Here is a 21403-nt window from a genome sequence, read left to right on the forward strand (position 1 = left end):
CCCGCCGATACCGATACGGGTTCCGATGCGGGTGACAAAAACCAGGACGCCGATTCTGGGTTTGCAACCCTGCCCTCATGGTCGGTTGGCGGCTTCCTCGCGCAGTTTGTAAGACTGTCCGATAGCGACTGGTTATCGGAAAGATCCAATCGCAAGGACACGTCTCATGACACTGAGCAGTTCGATTTCGCTGCAAGTGACACCGATGACAATTCTGCGTCGAGCGATACCGATTTCGATTTCGGTTTCAACAGCGGTCGCAAAAAGCACTGGTCGTTCGAAAGCAACTGGCGCTCCACCCGGGATGAAGGGGACAGCCGTTTTGCAAACGACAACGATGCAGAAGACTTCGGTAGCCAGACGTTTTTCCATGAGGATTTGTTTGGCTGACGGAATAAGTCGCTGAATATTTCAAAAATTGATCATGAATTTATGGGCGGGGTGCGGCTTTCGTATTCCGCCCATAGCTTTTCCGAACAAACACATTGCAAAACGCCTTCACCTCAGACGATAAATTCCATGTGTTGTGTTGTCATCTGAAAGGCCAATCAAACAGTTTTAGCGGTTTGAAATTCTCTAACCCGTGCGCATTGCTCCCAATGGGCCGGTGATTCCCTTAATTGCCTGGCCATCAACTGTTACTGATGACGCCGGCATCTCGCTTGGTTGCGGAGGTACGAGTGATACAATCGGAAATGCGCTGGCACCTGAATTGCAGGCAGGATTATCTGGAAGCGGTTTGGGCATCCATTCAGGATGAAAAAACCCGCCGCATCATGGAGATTGGGGGAACGACCAGTCGCTCGACCAGTGACCGACCCTTACCCAGCCACATAACGTCGTTTACCATCAGCGACATTAGTGCGGAAGAGTTGGATCATGTTTCCGATGAGTTTGACACGCTCCAGATCGATGCCTGCGGAGATATTGCCCATGTGACCCAGACATTCGACCTGATCATGTCGAAATTCTGTGGCGAGCACATGCCGGATGGAAAACAGTTTCACAAAAACATGCACCAGCTTCTGAATGAAGGGGGCGTGGCCATTCATTTAGTCCCGACACTTTTTGCCTCTCCGTTTCTGATCAATTGGATGCTGCCCGAAGGGCTAACTCGCAAGGCAGTTCAACTGCTGCAACCGCAGCGTTTCGATAAGCAGAACACCGGCAAATTTCCCGCCTATTATTCCTTGTGCCGCGGTTCAACGCGTTATATGCGCAACGCCCTGGCCGATATCGGGTTTTCCGATGTCGAAGTCTACGAATACTATGGCCATCACTATTACGATAAACTTTTTGGCTTACGGCAGCTCGACAACTGGCTCTCGCGTCTTTGTGCCCGCAGAAGTTGGTCTTTTTATTCGTCCTACGCCATTATCGTGACACGCCGATAATCAGATCGTTGCCAATACTCCGAATGTGGGAGCGTAAAATGGATTTAATATCTTCGAAAAGCTCTCAGACAAAGCGCTGGAAACATCCGAACTCTTGCCGTTTCTCAGATCCGCTCCAGACACACATTTGTCGGCCAAATTGGTGCGACAGTGATCATGCTGCCCTCAAACATCTAACAAACGCGCTGAACGAATATCTTTGACCAGCCCGCGCCCACTAACCGCAATCGGTCTTTGCGTTTAGGCGGCTTCTCACTGCAATCTGGTATAAACTACTGCCATGTCTTCTTTACACATATCCCGTTATGAACGATATCTCCCCATCGTCGTCTTTGCGCTGATTATCATCAGCCGGATTATCGCCATCGTTGATGGTCGGGATCCCGGATTCGATCAGGCGATGCTGATGGCCAATTTTCCATTGGAATCCCTACACAGCTATTTTCAACCACTGCCCCTTTTTGAACAAGCAACAGCACTGGGATCGGTGGCGTTACTTGATCTGGTCTCAAACGTTTTCGGGAATGAAGGGCTTACCCGGATTCATGCCATCCGCATCTGGGCAGCGCTAGCTGCATGTTTGGGATACTTCATTTTATACCACATGCTCCGCCAGTCATTTTCGATATGGGAGGCTACCCTGGCCCTGACCCTTATCGCCGCCCCAAACGAGGCTCTGCTGTTCACGACCAATCCCAAAAACTACGTCAATGCCTTTCTGGTCTCGTGTCTTCTCATGTGGGTCGGGCAAGCCTATCTGAAAAATCCGGATGGACGCCGGGTCGCGGCCTTTCTGGGCGTTACGCTGCTCACTAGTATCTTTGCCTTTACGGCCCCGTTTATCGTGGCGGCCACCGGCGGCGGTATGCTGGTTGCGACCCTCTCGCGCTATCCGAGGCAGGAATGGACCAGCCCACAGGCAAGACGGGACCTTCTGCGGCTGACAGTCCTGGGGTTGATGGCTGTAATATGCTGCCTATTGTTTTTTCTGTATTTCACGCGACCCATCACGGTCCTTGATCAGATGGCCTATGCCAACAGATATGACGCCGTCTTTCTGACCATTGCGTCCCCCTTCTCCGACCACAACCTGTATGCGGGAAAAAACATCCTCAGGGTTTTCTATCTGATGGTTGCGCCCGCCTATCTTAACGAGCTGATTTTTTCGCTTGGTCTCCTCCAGTATATAACCATCATTCATTTGATTTGCCTGCTCATCAGCCTGATTGGGTTTCTGACCCTCTGGGGACGATCCAAATTTCTGGCCGGCGGATTGAGCGCAGGTATTCTCACAATCCTGGTCGCCAATACCGCCCATATCTTACCAATCGCTTCGGTCCGGCATTTCCTGTTTCTTACCCCATTTGTCGTTCCATGTTTTGCCCTTGGGGTGGTCAGGGTTGTCGAATTCATCCTGGCACGGCTAAATGCGCAAGCCTTCGTTCCGGTTGTGCTGAGTGTGATCATGCTTGCGATATGCGGCGCGGCGGTCCTGCGATCCGGCGACCTCAAAAACGCCGAGGTATCCGAACACCTTGCCCGCATCGACGAATTTCCCGCACCGCTTTGGATTTATTATGGCGCACAACCAAGTGTACGCACTCTGCGCTCGGATCTTATTCTGAACCCAAATGCAAAGGTGATCGGGCTCCTTCCTCATGAAAGCACCACGTCGTCATGGATGCTTGCTGCTCGCGAGAGTCAAAATCGCCTGACAAGCGAAGAGTATTTCAAACAAACGGCCACTGCCCTTGCGGGACAGGAACCCGTCTGGCTACTGTTCACCCATTATCTGTCCGAAACACGTGTCCCTAACGGGCTTGACCGGTTCATCGGAATTGCCGAGGCCGACGGACGGGTTTGTCAAACACAGAGCGCGCCCGGCAGCTTGCTGGCGTTATGCGCGATGCCGGATGATTTACCCACCAACTGGCAATAGATGTAGATACGTCCGCATCCCCCACCGGCGTGTCAATTCCCATACAAAGCCGAATTCCCGGACACGGCAGGAGCAAGCACCATATATACACCAAACTCAGTCAGAACCTGATAATGGTCGCGAATATAACGGCCCGTTACATTGTCTCTTGCCCGGTTCAGAAGCTTGCCTTCGATAATACGCTGCTGACGGTGAACTGTCGTCGTCCAACGCGCCAGCTTTTCCACCCGCCGCCAGGGCCAGTCCCTGACGGAACTGTCGGGGTCAATAAAACCATAGATGCGTTCATAGTCGCTTCTGAACATCACCACGAGCGCATCAGGATTTTGCTCGAGAAAATCACGTTCCGGGCGTTCAATTTCGGAATACATGATGTCATCATGTTTATAGTCCTGCCGGCAAATGCCCGCGTGGCTCGACAGGAACCAGGTTTTACCATGAAACAAGACGGGCATGGGTGCCTGCGTCGGAGCCGCCAGGAAACCTCCAAGTGCAACGATATCGGGGTCGGCCGTCGTACGTTCGAACTGAACGCTCTGAGCCCGGAAATTGCTCGGATCGATATCGGCAGTGGGCACTCCGGTCAAAACGTCTTGGGCTCCCCTGAGATACGCTTGCATATAGTGATGCGCCGTTGGGTATATGCCAATGAGATATGTGAATGAGGTAATCCCGATCAGCACAACAGCGCCGCGCCGCATGGTCGCGCTCATACGGGTCGCCAGCGTCGGGAGGTTCAGCAGGAACGCGAAATACAGAACCAGAAAGGGTGCTGAAAAATGCCAGTGATCCGCTCGCGCCAAACCACTTTTCAGAATAACCAGCGCATAGACAAGCCCACCGGCCAGATACAGATCGCCGGCCCGCATCTCGCCCCGAACCTGCACGATAGTTGTCCCTACAAGCATGCAGACCATAGCCAGAAGGGCGATCTGTGCGACTGAATTGACAGTCCAGTAGAATTCGAAGGCGGCATGGCCCTGCGACATGACACCTGTGACCTGCCTTGCTGTATCAAGATAGAACCGCCAGTTTTCGCCAAGCATGAAACTGATCGACAAAACCCAGATCAAAACAGCGCTGATCGCGATTACAAGCCCGGACCGTAATGCCTCGCGCCGATGCTGTCCGAACAGAAGCATCCCGTAGATGGTGCCGATGCCCAGCAAAGTGGCCGCCGCATATTCATGCGAATAAGCCAGATGCAAACCGGCCATGACCGCAACGGCCAGGTTTGCGCGCATGTCAAATGGGCGGTACGCCACCAACAAAAGCGCGAACACTGGCACCAGACGCCGCAAGGCGCTCCAGTTCGGGCCAAGCAGAGTATTGATGAGAAACGGCAGGAGCAGCAGAAAAATGCAATATCGCCACCATCTGTCCTTTACCGTCAACTGCAATACCGCCATCAGCAACGCGAATTGCAACCCTTCCTGAAGGGCCATGAAACCAAAATAGGATTCCATGGATACACCGAATACTTTCGTCCAGCCCCACATCGGATACAGCATGAGAGGCCCATACAGGAATTCGAAATCCCGGAACGGAACCTGACCGCAGGCCATCCGGAACAACACCATGATAAAGCCTTCGTCCTCGTTAAAGGGCCCGTAACGCGCCAGAAACGCCGGGAAATAGGCAAGTACAAATATCCCGAAAACGATGAGCAATTCGATCGGGATCAGTCGCCCGCGCGCAAGAGGCACATACGGATCAGGTACCGCCTGCGTCTTGCGGGCCCACACTGCAGACACCACGAGAATAATCACCGACCAGATCAGCGCGACCCAGTATGCCACGGGCGCGTTATATCCCTGCGCAGCAGCCGCACTAACAATTGCGGTTGCACTCTCGGTCGGTATTGCCCGCGGAACGAAGTGAACCAGAATTATGTAACCTGCCAACCACCCTAAAAACACAAACGCCGTCTGTGGAAATCTGTTCATAACGGTTCCTAAAAAAACAAACAGCCTGGGTCAAAATTAACAGAATTTCTGCAAACCCCACGCCACGCATCAGTGGCACGAATTGCAGCGCTGCGCGTTCAGACGCTCGAACTTCCATCCCAGGCGTACTAAAACTCTGAAACCTCCCGCTGCTATCAAATGACCACTCTGGCAAATGTACCGGAAAGAGCGACGCTCCCAAAGCCGAGTCTGCCACAACCCGCACCAGATAGCGCCAAATTGGAAACACTGACCTCAAAATATCGAGATTGAACACAAGCAGACCCTTCCATACACCCTGCTGTGCAGCAAACAACGTGGAAATATCAGGGTTAAGCGCCTAAGCTTTTGACCAGTTCTTTTGTTCATAAGGGTTAAGAGATGATGGATACGGCCATTTCGGGCCTGAATGATCGCCGGGGTGCACTGAACCCAGGCCGTCCGAAATCTCCGGTCATTTCGGTTGTTGTTCCATGCTTCAACGAAGAAGAAGTTATTCTCCACACGCACAAGCGCCTTGCAGCCGTCCTTAGCGATGCCGGCCTTGATTTCGAGATTATCTATGTAGACGACGGAAGCTCAGATCAGACCGCGCTGTACCTGCGCGACATTCAGGAGCAATCCGAAAATATCGGCGTCATCCGGTTGTCCCGAAATTTCGGCCATCAGGTCGCAGCGACTGCGGGTCTCGATTATGCAGGTGGGGATGCCGTCGTCCTGATCGATGCTGACCTGCAGGACCCTCCGGAAATGATCCCCCAAATGGTCGAGAAGTGGAAAGAAGGATATGATGTCGTTTACGGCGTCCGTACCTCCAGGGAGGGAGAGTCCTCCTTCAAGCTCTGGACCGCCCGCGCCTTCTATCGCCTCATCAACACGTTGTCCGAAGTCCCGCTGCCACTTGATGCTGGCGACTTCAGATTGATCGACCGCCGCGCAGTTGGTGCGCTCAGGCAAATGCGTGAACGGCACCGATTACTACGAGCCATGACCACATGGGTCGGCTTTCACCAAACCGCCCTCCCCTATGAACGATCAAAGCGATTTGCAGGCACGTCCAAATATCCGCTGCGGAAAATGATCGCGCTTGCTCTGGACGGGATCGTTTCGTTTTCAGTCATCCCGCTCCGGCTTATCTCTTTTGTCGGGCTGATACTGTCGCTGCTGGCTCTCGTCGGCATAATCTACGCGGTTACGGCGCGGCTTATGACCGACAGCTGGGTTCCCGGCTGGACCCTTCTGTTCATTTCATCCCTCATGATAGGGGGCCTGCAGTTCATTTTTCTCGGAATCATGGGCGAGTACATAGGCCGCATCTATGGGGAGGCGAAGCAACGCCCGCTCTTTCTGGTCCTAGAGGTTCTGGGGCCTCAGCAGTTCCGTGACCGGCAGCAGAGTACCATCCCAGAAGAGGTTTCGCTTTGAAAAGCTGGGAAATGTTGCCACCGAAGCTCCGCCAATTTGTCCTCTACGTCTTATGCGGCGGTGGCGGGGCCGCCTTGGATTTCGTCCTTTACGCGTTTCTCGTGACGACCGGCGTCTGGCACCATGCCGCAAATGTTGCCGGATACGCGTCTGGCACATTGCTGAGCTTCGCCCTGAATCGCGTCATCACGTTCCGCGTTCTTGACGCCCCCATACGCCGACTAGCCGCGTTTATGGCTTTTGCCGGTATCGGATATCTTTGTTCCATGACGGTCCTGATTGTTCTGGTTGATGCCCTGAGTGTGGACCCAGTCATGGCCAAGGCCGCCTCGGTCGTGGTTGTTGTAGCCGTACAATACACCCTGAATTCTCGCATTACGTTTCAGCCAACGGGTTCACAAAGGAAGCCTCATGACAAAATCAAAGACGTTTGATTGCGCTATTATCGGTGGAGGCTTCACAGGGCTGGCCGCGGCAGCCGAACTGGCCCGGGCGGGACATTCCGTCATTATTCTTGAGAAAGAGACCGAACTGGGCGGGCTGGCTGCGGGCTTCGATGTCGGCGGCTACGAGCTTGAGCGGTTCTACCATCACTGGTTTACCAGCGATACGCATGTCAACGCGCTGGCAAAACAGGTCGGCGTTGAAGATCAGATTATTCTCAGAGAGTCGAATACCGGTATGTATTACGCTGGTAAGCGGTTCCGGCTATCGACACCAGGGGATCTGTTGCGGTTTGGCGCGATTCCGGTTCACGACAGAATCCGCACCGGCTTTGCCACGCTTTTTGTGAGACGGATCAAGAACTGGCACGCCCTCGAAGACCTGACTGCAAAGGAGTGGCTGACGCGCCTGTTCGGCAAAAATGTCTTTGAGGTCATCTGGGAACCCCTTCTGATTGGTAAATTCGGAAAATATGCCGATGAAATCTCAGCTGTCTGGTTCTGGAACAAACTGGCTCTGCGCGGAAGCAGTCGTGGCGCTGGCGGCTCCGAACAACTGGCCTATTTTCGCGGTGGGTTTGCCAAACTTGCCCGTGAGGTCGCGGCCTATATACAACGGCATGGCGGAACAGTCGCTGCGGGCGTCGACGTCGCCCGCATCAAGCGCGACGCACAGGGTGTGGTTCTGGAAACAGCAGATGGACCGGTTTCGGCGAAAACGGCGTTGCTGACGGTGCCCCTGCCGATCGCGGGCCAGTTGCTGAAAGATGAGACACCGGTTTCCTACCAAGAAAAGCTCAACAAAATAAAATATCTGGGGAATGTCTGCCTGATCCTCGAAATGACCCGCAGCCTGTCAGGCCTTTATTGGACGAACGTCAACGACGCGTCCTTTCCGTTCGTCGGAATCATTGAACATACGAATTTTGAGCCAACAGAATCCTATGGTGGCCGGCATATCATTTACCTGTCGAAATACCTGCCGGTGGACGACCCTTTATACTCGATGAGCGCGGATGAAGCCTTTGAATTCGCGCTCCCGCATCTTCAGCGCATGTTCCCCGACTTTGATGAAAAATGGGTAACACAGCGGCATGTGTGGACGGCCGAATACGCGCAACCAATTGTGGTCCGGCATTATTCGTCACTGACCCCGGCCTTTGAGACGCCAATGCCCCATACGTATCTTGCGTCTATGGCGCAAGTATACCCCGAGGACCGCGGCACCAACTATGCCATCCGGGAAGGCAGGCGCGCGGCTGTGGAAATCCGGCGCCAACTGGAAGTGGCACACACTGATGCTGCGTAGTCAGTTTCTTGAAACCTGCCGAAAGAAGAAAGAATCTGGATCCCCTTTGCGCTGTGCAACATGGTTGACCTGCAATTCAAGAAAGCTCTGCACTGATTGGCTGTCCGGGGGCGGAAACGTATAGTTTTTGACCGAACGTACCAGTTCTGAACCGCCGGTCAGCGCCCCCACGCAAACCACGGCCAGCAATACCGGTTTCATGATGGGATGAGCCTTGAAAGATGTGCCAAGCAGCCCGTAGGCGATAAAGATAATCAGGACGAATAGTGCGGGGATCGACCCTCGCATTACAAAATCATTGGCAAACCCCATCCGAAAGAACGGCAGCACAATCAGCACGGCCAGCGACGTCCACAGCCAGGGGGTATAGACGTAGGAGGTTCCTCGGTCCTTCATCAACCAATAGAGCGGTACGAAAAACACCGCCACCTCAAGACCCATGAACACCAGATAAAAGAGCCAGAAATCCGGCCTGCCCGACCATCCGAAAGAAACCGGAAAGCTGAATGTGTTTGACGCAAGAAACAGGGCACTTGTTAGCCCGACGATGGGAGCCAGAACGAAATTTGAAGTCGAGAAAACATCCCGGACCCCATTTTCCCGAATCCATAAAACGATGGCCAGCACCACGAATGGAAGCACACCGATAATTGCGAACGGGGTCCAGAGCAGGCTAAATGCCACGAACAGCCCGAAACTGCGCGGCGGAATTCTGAAAATCGAATGGAACATCGTCACGCCGGTGAGAATCCAGGCGGCAATGGTGTGCTGCGGCACCCAGACAAGTAATGTGGTATTGGCGGAATACTGAAAATGCTTGGCCCACCATTCAAGATGTTCCCCCATGTTGGGCAAATTTTCATGCCTCAGATACCAGCCGATAATATCCAGCCCGCCAAACGCGATAAAAACAAGTACAGCCAACAACGACCTGAAAGGTGTCAGGGGAAGATCGAGAACCTTCAAAAACCAGGATATTGCAATCACGACCCCGGTAGTGCTCCACAAGAAAAGGACGAGGTTTGCTGCCCCCCAACCAAATATTTTCCCCACCAGAGCTGCCGGAAGATAAAAAGCTACGTAGTAGACATAGAAGAAAGGTTCATGGTTTGGGTCATCCGCCCCCAGCACAAGCGGCCAGTCCTCTTCGATCAGATGTTTGAAAAGACTATTATGAGCGTTCCAGTCCGTATTCTGGAAGCCGATGCCGCCAATTCCCGAAAATCCGATCCAGATCACAAGCACACAGCAGACAGGAACGATATATCCCAGGGTTCGGCCAAGCTCTGAAGTAGGTGTAAAATTCCTGCGGGTACCGGCGACCAGAAACACTAATCCGATAAGGCAGACGATTGTGTAACCAAGCGCATAGGGCGGTTTTAACCATCCAACAGCAAACAGCACATTCGGCAAACCCAGATAGAGGAAGGACGCCAATAACAGACCGCCGCCGCCCTGCCGGATATAGGTCTTCATAACCCGCTGGTCCTGTTGTGCATAAAAAACATATTCGCCCAAAACACTCGTTAAGCCATATCAAATTAACACAAACCCATACTAATCCAGTTAACGATTCATACCCTGTTACCGTCAAGAGCGCGATTACCCGGTCCCGCACAGGTTTCTTTCAAGCCGCAACCAGACATAAACACTGCTGCCTGCGCGAAACTATATGCTCGTAAGAGCAGGGAACTGTGATCGACTGGTGCGATTTGAATCCACAAGATTTCCTGATTTTTTCAAGGGATCAACTCCAACAAATAAAGTTGCCCATGTACTGACTTAATATATTGATAATAAAAGTTATTTTAAACACCATCACAATCCCGGCTGACCAGTTCATCCCGCAGTATCAGCTTGATACAGCATATCGACTTTGCTCGGGAAGCCATCAACCGGTTGATAGCAATACCCATGACCTAGATAGAGCCTGAGAAAAGCATCCGGATCATAAGTCCAATTGGAACGAAGATAGACCCGCATGCCCTCTGAATGGTTTGCCAATATGGCCTCAATTGTTTCCAGGGTCTCATCATTCATCGTCGCGCTCCGATCAACACCATAGCCACAGCGATTGTGTGAAAATCAGATAAAGCACCTGCTGCAACATGATCCAAGTACATGGAAACATTTGACAAGACTGACCCGAAACTCCAAATTCACGAATATTCGCGCCAACCGGGGGCAGACCCGTTTTCAGGCCAGAGAGCACAATCTAGCGCTGCATGATGGCTTTCAACGACTGAACACCCTGCCCTCAGGGCCCGCGACTTGATCACACATCTGATTGGGAGAACTTGAGTAATGCGCAATATGATGCAGATGAAAAAGGTCATCCTGTTGCGCGGTGCCTATCGGCGGGGGTTGGGAACCTTTTTTCGCCAGCTCTGGATGACAGTTGCCGATGTCCTTCTGCGCCGGAAATTCCTCATTTTCCGCATCGATGCGCGCGATGTAATGCAGTTTGACACCAGCAACTTGCCCGTTCTCGACTGCCGTGAGATCACCCGATGGGATGATATGCCAGACCATTTACGCGTCCGTCTCGAAGATCCGGCCGAGGGGTTGGAATGGGGACAAAAATCTTGGTTCGGACAAAGCCGCAGATGCTGGCTCGGCGAACTGGACGGACAGCCGGCATGTCTGATGTGGTGGCTGGATCACACACAATCCGAACATTTCTTCTATGATGTGCCCGAGGACGCCGAAATCCTTTTTCAGACAGTGATTTTGCCGGAGTTTCGCGGCCGTCGTCTCTATTATTCGCTGCTTTCGGATTTAATGCGGGCGCGCATTGCCAATGGAATCGAGGCATTTTACGGCAGTTGTCATGAATATAATACAACGCCAGCCCGAAATATGAGCCGGCTAGGCTTCAAATATATTGGGGCTGTTCGCGAGTCACGCCTAACGGGACACCGCCGCTGGATCCCTGCGTAATCTCCCCTTCGGCGGTTTCAAACTGAGAACCGGCCAAGGGTGTTTTGGCTGAGATCGGATTGTCGCCTGCCAGATCCTGCAGGGCGGTGCCCCAAAGCTGCTGCGGCTCATCCTTGCCGTCGATCTTGATGTCAACATAGCAAGACTTGCTGCGGGGATCGTCGGAGTTCACAAGCGCCTCTTTGGCCTCCACGATGACACCGGTGACCCCGGTCTCAACTGACACCTCTCGCGTGGCGCGCAGTCAATGTCACTGGCCTTCCAGGCGCGACGTTTGGTTTCGATCGTCCTTTCCTCGCCAGTCTCCGTGTCGCGCTTTTTGACCGTGACCATTTTATACCCGTCATGGGCTGAGCAGCCCCACTTGAGTGGTCCAAATTGAAAGTTAGTGCATGGTTGGCCTTTGGTCCATCGGGACGAAGACTTCCGGGGTTGGTGGTCGGTAGCCCAGAGCACTGTGGGATTTGAATGTGGGTCGAAAACTCGCTTCTGGCGACGTGCTTGGTCGACAATCAATGCGCGTACTAGACGATCCAACGGTTCAGCGTTGCGTGATCTACCTTAACACCACGCTCGGCCAGGATTTCTTCCAAGTCCCGCTAAGATACTGAATAGCGCAGATAGAAGAACACTGCGGCAAGATCACCTTTTTGGAAAATGTCCGCCTTTGAAAGAGATCGTTACGATCCGCACCTGTTCGTTTTTGGTACGCCTCCATTAGAGTCACAATGGACCAGACAGTTGGGGCAAAAGATTGCGACAGAATCTTACTTCATCTTTGGATTCAACCTCGTAATGCTCGTACTGTGCAGCTTAACTTGTTTTTGCGCGTTAGATACTTGACTTTGAGGATCTCTCCATCACTTTTGATAAGTATCGCTTATCATGTTTGATTGATTTCACTGGGAAACGCGCGCAGAATGGCTGCCATGAAGCCCCCTGCCCCATACCTTCCCGTCCCCTACCCGGCTCTCTCGCAGGCCGATCAGGAGGGGCTGAGTGATCTCTATATCCGCGGCACGCCGGTCAATACGCTCAGGGCTTATGAGAGGGATTTGCTTTATGTGACGGCCTGGAAAGCCGCCCGATTCAGCACTGCATTGGACTGGCCTGAGGCCGAGGCCACTGCGCTGGCCTTCATTCTTGATCACGCGCGCGATCTGAATGAAGCACCAGGAACGGATGTGGCGCGCGAAACCGCGGAAGCGCTAATTGCGCAAGGCCTGCGCAAGTCGCTTACCTGCCCTGCCCCGTCCACGCTGGACCGGCGCATTGCCTCCTGGCTGGCCTTCCATCGGATGAAGAACCTGACCAGCCCGTTTGGCACTCCGCAAGTCAAACAGGCTCGCTCCAAAGCCCGCCGAGCGGCGGCCCGCCCTCCTGCCCCGAAATCCCAGCACCCAATTACCCGCGATATCCTCGAACAACTGCTGACGACCTGCCGCGGGCGCCGCCAGGACTGCCGCGACCGCGCAATCCTGATGCTGGGCTGGGCCAGCGGTGGTCGGCGCCGGTCCGAGATCACCGGGCTGATGCGCGAGGATGTGTCATGCAAGGAATTCGACGACAAAGGGCTGGTCTGGTTGTCGCTGTTGGAGACCAAGACCACGATCAAAGGCGAGACTCCCCGTCTTGTCCTGAAGGGTCGCGCGGCACAGGCACTGGTGCATTGGATCGAGGTTGCACAGATAAGAGACGGCCCTCTGTTTCGCCCCATTTCCAAAGCCGATCGGGTGCTGACCCGCCGCCTGTCCCCAGATGCGATTTATCAGATTGTCAAGCACCGGCTGAAGCTGGCGGGATTGCCGGAGGATTTTGCCTCGCCCCATGGATTGCGTTCGGGCTTCCTGACTCAGGCCGCCCTCGATGGTGCTCCGATCCAGGCCGCAATGCGCCTGTCCCTGCACCGCTCCATGGTCCAAGCACAGAAATACTACGACGATGTGGACATCGCCGAGAACCCGGCAGCAGATCTGTTGGGGTGAAAAACCGAAGGTTCTCGAGCCTTTGTCTTCTGGCAAACATTGCCGCGGTCTTTCGTTACCAAACCCTCAACAATCTGGTTACGCACCTCATGATTTTGCTTTCTCTTGGATGAAGTAATGGGGAGAGCACTGCAGAATTGATTTTGGCGAACACTATCAATACGACCAAGATTGAAACCGCCCTGTTTTAAAAATTATGATTGAAGTCAATTAATATGTGGTCGATCACAAGAGCTCGTACTGATTATCAGCCCTTGGGAAACACTAAGAAAGATGGGACCGAGCCCGCCCTGAAAACAAAAGAACGAGGCTAAGCGCGCACAACATGTTCATTTGAGGCCCGATAGACACCGCGTGTATCAATAATAAGTTTCGCATGGCGGAGGATCATGTCGTAATCAAACACATCGTGGTTTGTCGCCAGAATAACGGCGTCCTGCTCGGACAGAATCCCTGCGGTCAATTCTTCTGAAGACAAATCAAACGCGTGATTGCGCATTCTTGGGAATTCCGGAACATGCGGATCCGAGTAGCTCAGCACACCGCCATTGTCCCTCACCATTTCCATAAGAACGACCGATGGGCTTTCGCGCATGTCATCAACATTCTTCTTGTAGGCGATACCCAACACCATGATCTTGCTGCCACGCACTGGTTTGCAACATTCGTTCAAAGCCCCTACAAGTTTGCCGAAAACATAGTCAGGCATCGCTGCATTGACCTCACCCGCCAGCTCGATGAAACGGGTGTTGATGTTATACTCCCGGGCTTTCCATGTCAGGTAGAAGGGGTCGATCGGAATGCAGTGCCCCCCAAGGCCAGGCCCCGGATAATAGGGAGTAAAGCCAAACGGCTTGGTTGCTGCCGCGTCGATAACTTCGAAAATGTCGATCCCCATCCGGTCGGCGACAATCTTCATCTCGTTCACAAGACCGATATTGACCGCCCGGTGAATGTTTTCCAGAAGTTTGGTCATCTCTGCTGTTTCGGTGGAACTGACAGGTACCAGTGTATCAATAGCCTGATCATAAAGTGCCAGACCAGCTTTCAGGCACGCTTCTGTATGACCCCCGACAACCTTGGGAATAGTGTTGGTCGTGAACTTAGAATTGGCGGGGTCTTCCCGCTCTGGCGAATAGACCGCAAACACATTTTCACCAACCCTGAGACCGTTCATTTCAAGCCGGGGCAGAATTTCCTCTTTGGTCGTCCCCGGGTATGTGGTGCTTTCCAGGGCAATTACTTGTCCTTCGCGCAGATAGGGGGCGATCTGGTCACATGTGTTGGTAACAAAACTCAGATCCGGTTCCCGGTATTTGCTCAAAGGTGTCGGGACACACAGCATGATCCCATCCGCCTCGGCGATACGAGAAAAATCGGTTGTGGCTTCGAACCCGTTCTGCCCAGCCGCCTCAATGCGGCTATTTTCTATATGCTCAATCGAACTATAGCCGCCGTTCAACTGATCAACCCGTTGCTGATCCAGGTCGAACCCCAAAACACGATATCCAATCTCAGAATAGCGCAACATCAGAGGCTGGCCGACATATCCCAACCCAACTATGCCAATCACAGCGGATCTATCCGTGAGCTTAAAACAAAGTGAGTCCAAACAGGCTGTTTGCGAAGAAAAATCGTTCATTGAAGCACACCAAGTTGCATAGCTGAAATTAGACAGGTCTGGAGCAGGCCATGAAGCTTTTTCCAAAGACCGTTAATAGACGTCTGTTCGCAGATGACAATTAAAGCTTCTGCTGCAAGCATAAGCCCCATGCGGCAGGTCTGGACCGGAAGCACGGATTGTAACGTTATGTCACCGCACCGGGCAGATTTCGAAGCTTGAAATAGAAAACGTTTCAAGCAAGTCTGACGGCGGGTTCGGGTGTTTGTTAAGGTAAGGTATTGTTGAGCAGATGGATCTGTTGATCGAAAAGACCGAATTGGACGGAGTCATCTGCATCACACCGCCCAGGTTCGGCGATGATCGCGGTTATTTCAGTGAGACTTGGAACCAGGAACGCTTTGTCCAAGCTGGTTTGCCACGGGATTTTTCCCAAGATAATCATTCATTCTCGAGTCACCTAAACACGTTGCGAGGTTTGCATTATCAGGCACCGCCCTATGCCCAGGGCAAACTGGTTCGGTGCGGGCGCGGGCGGATTTGGGATGTGGCCGTCGATATTCGTAAGAACAGCAAAACTTACGGCGCATGGACGGCCACAGAACTGTCGTTTGAAAACAGGAAACAGATTTGGATTCCAGCCGGTTTTTTACACGGCTTTCTGACACTCGAAGACGAAACGGAAGTTTTCTACAAATGCACCCACCCTTACGTGCCAGCGGCAGACGGAGTCATTGCATGGGATAGCTGTGGGATCGACTGGCCGCTCGCCGGTGCACCCATCGTTTCCGAAAAAGACGGTTCGGCAGTGGCATTTTCCGATTTCTCCTCACCTTTTGAACCGGAGCTGTTCTGATGCGGCTGCTCGTCACCGGCGGAGCCGGCTTTATAGGGTCGGCCGTCGTACGAAAGGCGGTCGACGAGGGGCACGATGTCCTGAACGTCGACAAACTAACTTATGCCGCCAGTCTGACCAACGTTGCGCCGGTTTCGCACCTGCCCGGCTATCGCTTTGTCCAAGCCGATATCTGTGACCCGTCTGCAATGGCCGATGCCATTGCCCAGCACGCGCCAGATGTGATTCTAAATCTGGCTGCTGAAAGCCATGTCGACCGTTCCATCGATGCGCCCGATCAGTTCATTCAAACCAATCTGGTTGGCACCTACACACTTCTGGAAGCCGCCCGAAAATGGTGGGTCAGTCAGGGCCACCCTGACACTTTCCGTTTTCATCACGTTTCCACAGACGAAGTCTTTGGAACGCTCGGCGCCACAGGGCATTTCACCGAAGACACGCCCTATGATCCCCGCTCGCCCTATAGCGCCTCAAAAGCTGGCAGCGATCATCTTGTGCGGGCCTGGTATGAAACATATGGCCTGCCTGTCCTCCTGACGAATTGTTCCAACAATTACGGGCCATATCATTTTCCCGAAAAGCTGATCCCCGTCATCATACTGCGCGCACTGGCCGGGGAACCGGTCCCGATCTATGGCGACGGGTCGAACATACGCGACTGGCTGTATGTCGAGGACCATGCCGAAGCGCTTCTGACCGTCGCCGCAAAAGGAAGCGTTGGGCGCAGCTATGCCATTGGGGGAAACAACGAAGCGACGAACCTTGAACTAGCGCAGCAGATCTGCGCGCTTCTGGATCGGGCGAGGCCCGGACCGCAGCCCTACGCCAATCTCATTACTTTTGTCCGGGACCGACCCGGTCATGATGCGCGTTACGCAATTGACCCGTCCCGTATCCGCAAAGAGCTAGGCTGGCGTCCTTCTGTCACGCTGGAACAGGGTCTGAGCCGCACAGTGGGCTGGTTTCTCGACAATGAAAGCTGGTGGCGCCCCCTTTTATCCCGTGGTGGTGTTGGGAAAAGATTGGGGTCTGTGTGACTGGCGTTCTGATCTTTGGCGCGACGGGTCAGCTCGGCAAAGCGCTTGTTCGTCAGTCACCGCAGGCACACGCGCCTAGCCGCGCGGACATAGACTTGTCAAGCCCGGAAGATTGTGCCGACGCGATCCTTGAGTATCGCCCGAAGGCGATTATCAATGCAGCAGCCTACACAGCCGTTGACCGGGCCGAAGAAGATGAGGCAACAGCCCATTTGATCAATGCAACAGCGCCGGGTGTAATGGCCCGTACTGCGGCAACCCTTGGTATCCCCTTTGTGCATGTCTCAACCGACTACGTCTTTGACGGATCGGGCCAATCTCCTTGGACGCCCGAAGATCAACCCAATCCTCTGGGAGCCTATGGTCGGACCAAGCGGGCAGGTGAGATCGCTGTTCTGCAAGCTGGTGGGTGCCCTGTCATCCTCAGGACATCCTGGGTGTTTTCCGCCGATGGAATAAACTTCGTCCATGCAATACTACGCCTTTCGGCCGAGCGAGATCAGCTTTCAATTGTTGCTGATCAAATCGGCGGCCCAACCCCCGCATCGGCTTTGGCAACTGCATGCCTGACAATCGCCAATACCCTCAGAGCCGCCCCTGAAAAAGCCGGAATCTATCACTACTCTGGCTCTCCGGATGTCTCTTGGGCCGAGTATGCACGCGCGATAGTTGCGCGCACTCAACGTCAAACCCACATCGAAGACATCATGACCACGCAGTATCCGACCCCAGCCAAACGCCCGCTCAACAGCCGATTGTCCTGTAACAGCACCACCACCACTTTCGGGCTGAACCGGCCCGACTGGCGCAAAATTCTGGACGATGTAGTCCCTGAAATGGAGGCACAGAGATGAATGTACCGACGCGCAAAGGTATCGTTTTGGCGGGCGGGTCCGGCACGCGACTACATCCGATCACAATCGGTGTATCCAAACAATTGATGCCAATCTATGACAAGCCGATGGTGTATTATCCGCTTTCAGTCCTGATGCTTGCCGGTATCCGGGATATAGCGATTATCACAACACCCCACGATCAGGGTCAGTTTCAACGGGCGCTTGGCGATGGGTCGCAATGGGGTGTGTCGCTTACCTACCTGGTACAACCTTCACCGGAGGGGTTGGCACAGGCCTATCTGCTGGCCGAGGGTTTTCTGGCAGGTGTGCCTTCAGCGATGGTGTTGGGCGACAACATTTTTTTCGGGCACGGCCTGCCCAAACTTTTAACCGCTGCCGATCAGCGCCTGTCCGGTGCCACGGTCTTCGGGTATCATGTTGCTGACCCTGGAAGGTACGGCGTAGTCGGCTTTGCCTCGGACGGGACCGTGAATGAGATCGTTGAAAAGCCGGAAAGACCACCGTCGGACTATGCGGTAACCGGCCTCTATTTCCTAGACGGAACGGCCTGCGCCCGGGCGCGTGAAATCACACCATCAGCTAGAGGCGAACTGGAAATCACGTCACTGCTCGAACTGTATCTCGCAGACCGGCAATTGACGGTGGAGCGCATCGGCCGGGGCTATGCCTGGCTGGACACCGGGACATACGACTCGCTGCTTGAGGCTGGGAATTTCGTGCGTACTTTGCAAAACCGACAAGGGCTGCAGGCGGGCTGCCTCGAGGAAATCGCCTTTGCCCAAGGCTGGGTCACTGCCGAAGAAATTGAAAAGGCTGCGGCGCGATTAGGCAAGACGTCCTACGGCAGTTATCTCAAAAGGCTCATCGAGGACGTTTTGACCTAGACCCGTACCTTGAACATCGTGTTTCGCGCGCGAAACATACTCAGGCTTGAGCGCGCAGCCAGGCGCGCAGCTTCTCCGCAAAATTTTCCGAGACACCTTCCCCCGAAAGAACCAACCGGGCCCCGTTTCGGCTGATATCCATTCGAATATCTCCGATATTTTCAGATAACGGTTTCTCCGCTTGTTTCTCTGGTTGACTGTTTTTCTCTAGCGCCTGCTTCAGGAGCACAGCCTCTTCTTCGAGCGCTTGAGGTTTGTGGCGCTGAATGATCCCCGTGAGCCGCTTGGCCATGTGGGGATCTTCCTTCAACGCCTTGACCAGCGCCAGACCCAACCGCTCGGGAATGGCTGCGGCAAAGCTCAAGCAGTCATCAAGTTCGTGATACAGGACCATAAATGAACCTATCTTGGATCGTTTCGCCCTGCTCGCCGATGCGAAGAGCGCACGCAGCGCCGAAGTTTCGTCCGGATAAACGCCCTGCTCTGCGGCCCGTGCCGCGATCCGGGCGCGCTCATAATAGCTCAGCCCCACCCGAATTTCGTTTTCTTCAACCATCGCCAGATAGGCATCCGCTGCTGACTCTGGTCGTTTCAACAGTGCCTGAACTGTAGCAAAGCGCTTTTCTCCGGTTTCAGAAAATAACGCCCGGAGGGCGCTCAAACGGCGCCAACCAGATATCAAACCGAACCGGCCCTGTTCCAGTTCCATAACCTCAATCGGTGTTTGCTGACCGCGCATCCTGAGGCTTTCAGTCAAGGCTGCCATCTCAGTGTCGTCGACCGCCATACGATCTCGTACCAGATGTGTCTCATCCACTATTTCGAGCGGCAGGGACTGAACCATACGGCCATCAGCCCGCGCAGCGCGGAGTTCTTCCGTCAACTCCTCCAATGCCGCCTGCGCTGCTGTATCACCGGCAACCTGAGCGATTGGCGGTGGATTACGTCTGGCCCCTACCGGAGACGCGCCCTTGGCTTCAAGCGCTGACACCGTTTCACCCAAATAGTCGGGACGGGCAGGGGTCAGTCGTTTACGCTTTACCATATTATTTCTCCTTGTCCCACCGGTTTCGCCTCTGATTTCCGTGCCTTGAGTTTCCTGTCCACAGCGCTTCTGTTTCGCGCGCGAAACGTTTCACCCTACAAACCGACCGATTTCTCAGCAGGTGCATCCGCCTGTTGCCCAAGCTCTTCGCGTCGCCAGATACCTACCAAAAGGCGTTTGAATGCAGCGTAGGTCGCATCGAAGGTTTCGCGCCCCCGCACATAGGTTTCCCGGTTAAAATCACGGTAATCGGCTTCGTAAATACCTCTGACCTGTTCACCGGCCTGACCAATCAGTGCGGTATAGCCCTGCCAATGCGGCGAAAGCGTCGGTCCGAGATAGGCCTGCATCAAGCCTGCCAGCTCAGCCTGCTGGCTGCTGTCATAGCGCGTTATCAATGTGCGCACAGCATCCCATTCAAACGCCATTTCCTGGCGTCCGAGCGCGCGAGCGGCCATGTTCTCGCCTTCTTCGATGGACTGAAATGTGGAGTGTAGCATGTCGAAAAACCTACCGGTTGAATCAAACTCCAAGAACGATGCACCCATTGGAACCAATAGGATATCCGAGGCCGACAATCCATTGATTGTCAGATACCCCAAGGCCGGTGGTGTATCGAGAAAGACGATGTCATAGTCATCCAGCACCCCATCTTCTGCCAGTGTATCTGACAGGGCCTCCCACAACTTCCAACTGCGGCCCTGCATGCGCCAAACCGGTATCTGAAATTCAGCCCAGTAGAGATTAAGCTGGGCACCAATTAAATCGATATTCGGCCAGTGCGTAGATTGTATCAGGTCCCCACTATGTGTTTTCAGAGCTTCAGATAGTGTGTCATCGATGGGGTGAGGGGCCTCACCGCGATCAATCCTTCCTTGATTTTCCCGCCGTAAATGAGAGGCATAATGGCGGGCTAAAAGCGGGAAAACTGTTTGCCATTCATCGGTAACTTTGCCGCCAAAGATTGACGTCATAGAGCCTTGGCTGTCCAGATCGATAACTAGAACTTTATACCCATCCAAAGCAGCTGACATTGCCAGGTGAGCGCAGGTGGATGTTTTGCCCACTCCACCTTTGAAGTTAGCAACGGCAACTAGCTTTGCAGGAATGTTTTCGGGGCGATAAGGGCGATATTCTTTAGCTTTGGAACCTTCAGAGGCAAAATATACCCTGAGCCTCAGCACCTCATCCAATGTGAACCATTTGGCGCCACCCTCTGTTTCGGAAGATCCTTGGGGCAGGTCTGGATTGTTTTTAAGCACGCGCCGGAAATGGGCAGGGGCCACTGGGATCAGGTACTTGGTGATTTCCCAAGTGGAGAACATCCGTAATTTTTTTTGCCCATCTTCTTGTAATCCGCGGCTGGCAAGATCCGTCCGCCCTCGAGCGCAGGCTTCCGCGATGTCGGAAAAATCACGGGTTGCTGTTGGATCTCCAAGTTCTGCCAAGGCCGTATCAGGTGAAATGCTAAGATAGGGCGGGAGCCCTTCACGCGTGACTGCTCGCATTGAAATTCTGCCTATGTGTTACCTTTCTCATAATATATCACGAAATGCATCACATGGAAGATTTTTAGCAACAAGAAGGTCTTTTTTCTGTGCAAACCTGCTGAATATGCCTTGGTGAAGAGCTCCTTTTTGACATGGACTGAAATTTTTTAAGTTAAAAATTAGTTATTATATAGTTACAGGGAGAAGGCAGTTTTCCTAAGATCATAATTAT

Annotated in this window: 19 protein-coding genes and 1 pseudogene; 12 read left to right on the forward strand and 8 right to left on the reverse strand. The window is 53.5% G+C overall.

Annotation, left to right across the window (positions count from 1 at the left end; genetic code table 11):
* The 3 genes from RUM8411_RS22765 to RUM8411_RS21085 form a co-directional block, all read left to right on the forward strand.
* On the forward strand, window positions 1–390 hold a 390-nt coding region (locus RUM8411_RS22765), incomplete at its 5' end, for a hypothetical protein (protein WP_159453936.1).
* 290 nt (window positions 391–680) lie between these two features.
* Entirely contained in the window at window positions 681–1394 is a 714-nt protein-coding gene (locus RUM8411_RS21080) for a class I SAM-dependent methyltransferase (RefSeq protein ID WP_159453937.1), read from the forward strand.
* Window positions 1395–1674: 280 nt separating this feature from the next.
* Window positions 1675–3333 (forward strand): hypothetical protein, encoded by a 1659-nt coding sequence (locus RUM8411_RS21085; protein WP_085824707.1) that lies wholly within the window; start codon window positions 1675–1677, stop codon window positions 3331–3333.
* A gap of 32 nt (window positions 3334–3365) precedes the next feature.
* On the opposite strand, the gene RUM8411_RS21090 is transcribed toward RUM8411_RS21085, so the two are convergent.
* Entirely contained in the window at window positions 3366–5279 is a 1914-nt protein-coding gene (locus RUM8411_RS21090; RefSeq protein WP_085824708.1) for a hypothetical protein, read from the reverse strand.
* 381 nt (window positions 5280–5660) lie between these two features.
* Between RUM8411_RS21090 and RUM8411_RS21095 the strand changes: the two genes are divergently transcribed.
* From RUM8411_RS21095 to RUM8411_RS21105, 3 genes are read left to right on the forward strand one after another with little or no spacing between them, the layout of a single operon-like run.
* A complete protein-coding gene (locus tag RUM8411_RS21095; protein ID WP_200818619.1) occupies window positions 5661–6704 on the forward strand; it encodes a glycosyltransferase family 2 protein in 1044 nt (347 codons plus the stop codon).
* A gap of 11 nt (window positions 6705–6715) precedes the next feature.
* Window positions 6716–7138, forward strand: coding sequence for a GtrA family protein (locus RUM8411_RS21100; protein WP_085824709.1), 423 nt, complete (start codon window positions 6716–6718; stop codon window positions 7136–7138).
* A complete protein-coding gene (locus tag RUM8411_RS21105; RefSeq protein WP_085824710.1) occupies window positions 7116–8456 on the forward strand; it encodes an NAD(P)/FAD-dependent oxidoreductase in 1341 nt (446 codons plus the stop codon). Before RUM8411_RS21100 ends, RUM8411_RS21105 begins: the two co-directional genes overlap by 23 nt.
* Here RUM8411_RS21105 and RUM8411_RS21110 read toward each other — a convergent pair whose 3' ends face one another.
* The gene (locus RUM8411_RS21110; RefSeq protein ID WP_085824711.1) at window positions 8457–9932 is read right to left on the reverse strand and encodes a hypothetical protein; all 1476 of its coding nucleotides are present in this window, start codon (window positions 9930–9932) and stop codon (window positions 8457–8459) included. It lies immediately after the preceding gene.
* 363 nt (window positions 9933–10295) lie between these two features.
* Window positions 10296–10496 (reverse strand): hypothetical protein, encoded by a 201-nt coding sequence (locus RUM8411_RS21115; protein ID WP_085824712.1) that lies wholly within the window; start codon window positions 10494–10496, stop codon window positions 10296–10298.
* Between the two features lie 264 nt (window positions 10497–10760).
* Here RUM8411_RS21115 and RUM8411_RS22610 point away from each other — a divergent pair, with 264 nt between their 5' ends.
* Window positions 10761–11396 (forward strand): hypothetical protein, encoded by a 636-nt coding sequence (locus RUM8411_RS22610; RefSeq protein ID WP_143534957.1) that lies wholly within the window; start codon window positions 10761–10763, stop codon window positions 11394–11396.
* Here the strand turns inward: RUM8411_RS22610 and RUM8411_RS21125 are convergent.
* Window positions 11332–11622, reverse strand: coding sequence for a hypothetical protein (locus tag RUM8411_RS21125; protein WP_085824714.1), 291 nt, complete (start codon window positions 11620–11622; stop codon window positions 11332–11334). The genes RUM8411_RS22610 and RUM8411_RS21125 overlap by 65 nt on opposite strands.
* A gap of 301 nt (window positions 11623–11923) precedes the next feature.
* Window positions 11924–12083 (reverse strand): annotated as a pseudogene (locus tag RUM8411_RS21130) (IS6 family transposase); the annotation flags it as partial.
* Between the two features lie 242 nt (window positions 12084–12325).
* Between RUM8411_RS21130 and RUM8411_RS21135 the strand changes: the two are divergent.
* Window positions 12326–13381, forward strand: coding sequence for a tyrosine-type recombinase/integrase (locus RUM8411_RS21135; RefSeq protein ID WP_085824774.1), 1056 nt, complete (start codon window positions 12326–12328; stop codon window positions 13379–13381).
* A 310-nt stretch (window positions 13382–13691) separates the two neighbouring features.
* Here RUM8411_RS21135 and RUM8411_RS21140 read toward each other — a convergent pair whose 3' ends face one another.
* A complete protein-coding gene (locus RUM8411_RS21140) occupies window positions 13692–14954 on the reverse strand; it encodes a nucleotide sugar dehydrogenase (RefSeq protein WP_306372980.1) in 1263 nt (420 codons plus the stop codon).
* Window positions 14955–15294: 340 nt separating this feature from the next.
* Between RUM8411_RS21140 and rfbC the strand changes: the two genes are divergently transcribed.
* Genes rfbC through rfbA form a run of 4 tightly spaced genes read left to right on the forward strand, consistent with a single transcriptional unit; the run spans window position 15295 to window position 18636 of the window.
* On the forward strand, window positions 15295–15858 hold the full coding sequence (gene rfbC / locus RUM8411_RS21145; RefSeq protein ID WP_143534958.1) for a dTDP-4-dehydrorhamnose 3,5-epimerase: 564 nt from the start codon (window positions 15295–15297) through the stop codon (window positions 15856–15858).
* Entirely contained in the window at window positions 15858–16895 is a 1038-nt protein-coding gene (rfbB, locus tag RUM8411_RS21150; RefSeq protein ID WP_085824716.1) for a dTDP-glucose 4,6-dehydratase, read from the forward strand. Before rfbC ends, rfbB begins: the two co-directional genes overlap by 1 nt.
* The gene (rfbD, locus tag RUM8411_RS21155) at window positions 16892–17749 is read left to right on the forward strand and encodes a dTDP-4-dehydrorhamnose reductase (protein ID WP_085824717.1); all 858 of its coding nucleotides are present in this window, start codon (window positions 16892–16894) and stop codon (window positions 17747–17749) included. Before rfbB ends, rfbD begins: the two co-directional genes overlap by 4 nt.
* Window positions 17746–18636, forward strand: coding sequence for a glucose-1-phosphate thymidylyltransferase RfbA (gene rfbA / locus RUM8411_RS21160; protein WP_085824718.1), 891 nt, complete (start codon window positions 17746–17748; stop codon window positions 18634–18636). Before rfbD ends, rfbA begins: the two co-directional genes overlap by 4 nt.
* Window positions 18637–18676: 40 nt before the next feature.
* On the opposite strand, the gene RUM8411_RS21165 is transcribed toward rfbA, so the two are convergent.
* Both RUM8411_RS21165 and RUM8411_RS21170 read right to left on the reverse strand, forming a co-directional pair.
* On the reverse strand, window positions 18677–19681 hold the full coding sequence (locus RUM8411_RS21165; protein WP_085824719.1) for a ParB N-terminal domain-containing protein: 1005 nt from the start codon (window positions 19679–19681) through the stop codon (window positions 18677–18679).
* A 95-nt stretch (window positions 19682–19776) separates the two neighbouring features.
* Window positions 19777–21189: an AAA family ATPase gene (locus RUM8411_RS21170; RefSeq protein WP_085824720.1), complete on the reverse strand. Its 1413-nt coding sequence runs from the start codon at window positions 21187–21189 to the stop codon at window positions 19777–19779.
* Window positions 21190–21403: the final 214 nt, after the last annotated feature.

This window comes from Ruegeria meonggei (genome assembly GCF_900172215.1).
GTDB classification, from domain to species: domain Bacteria; phylum Pseudomonadota; class Alphaproteobacteria; order Rhodobacterales; family Rhodobacteraceae; genus Ruegeria; species Ruegeria meonggei.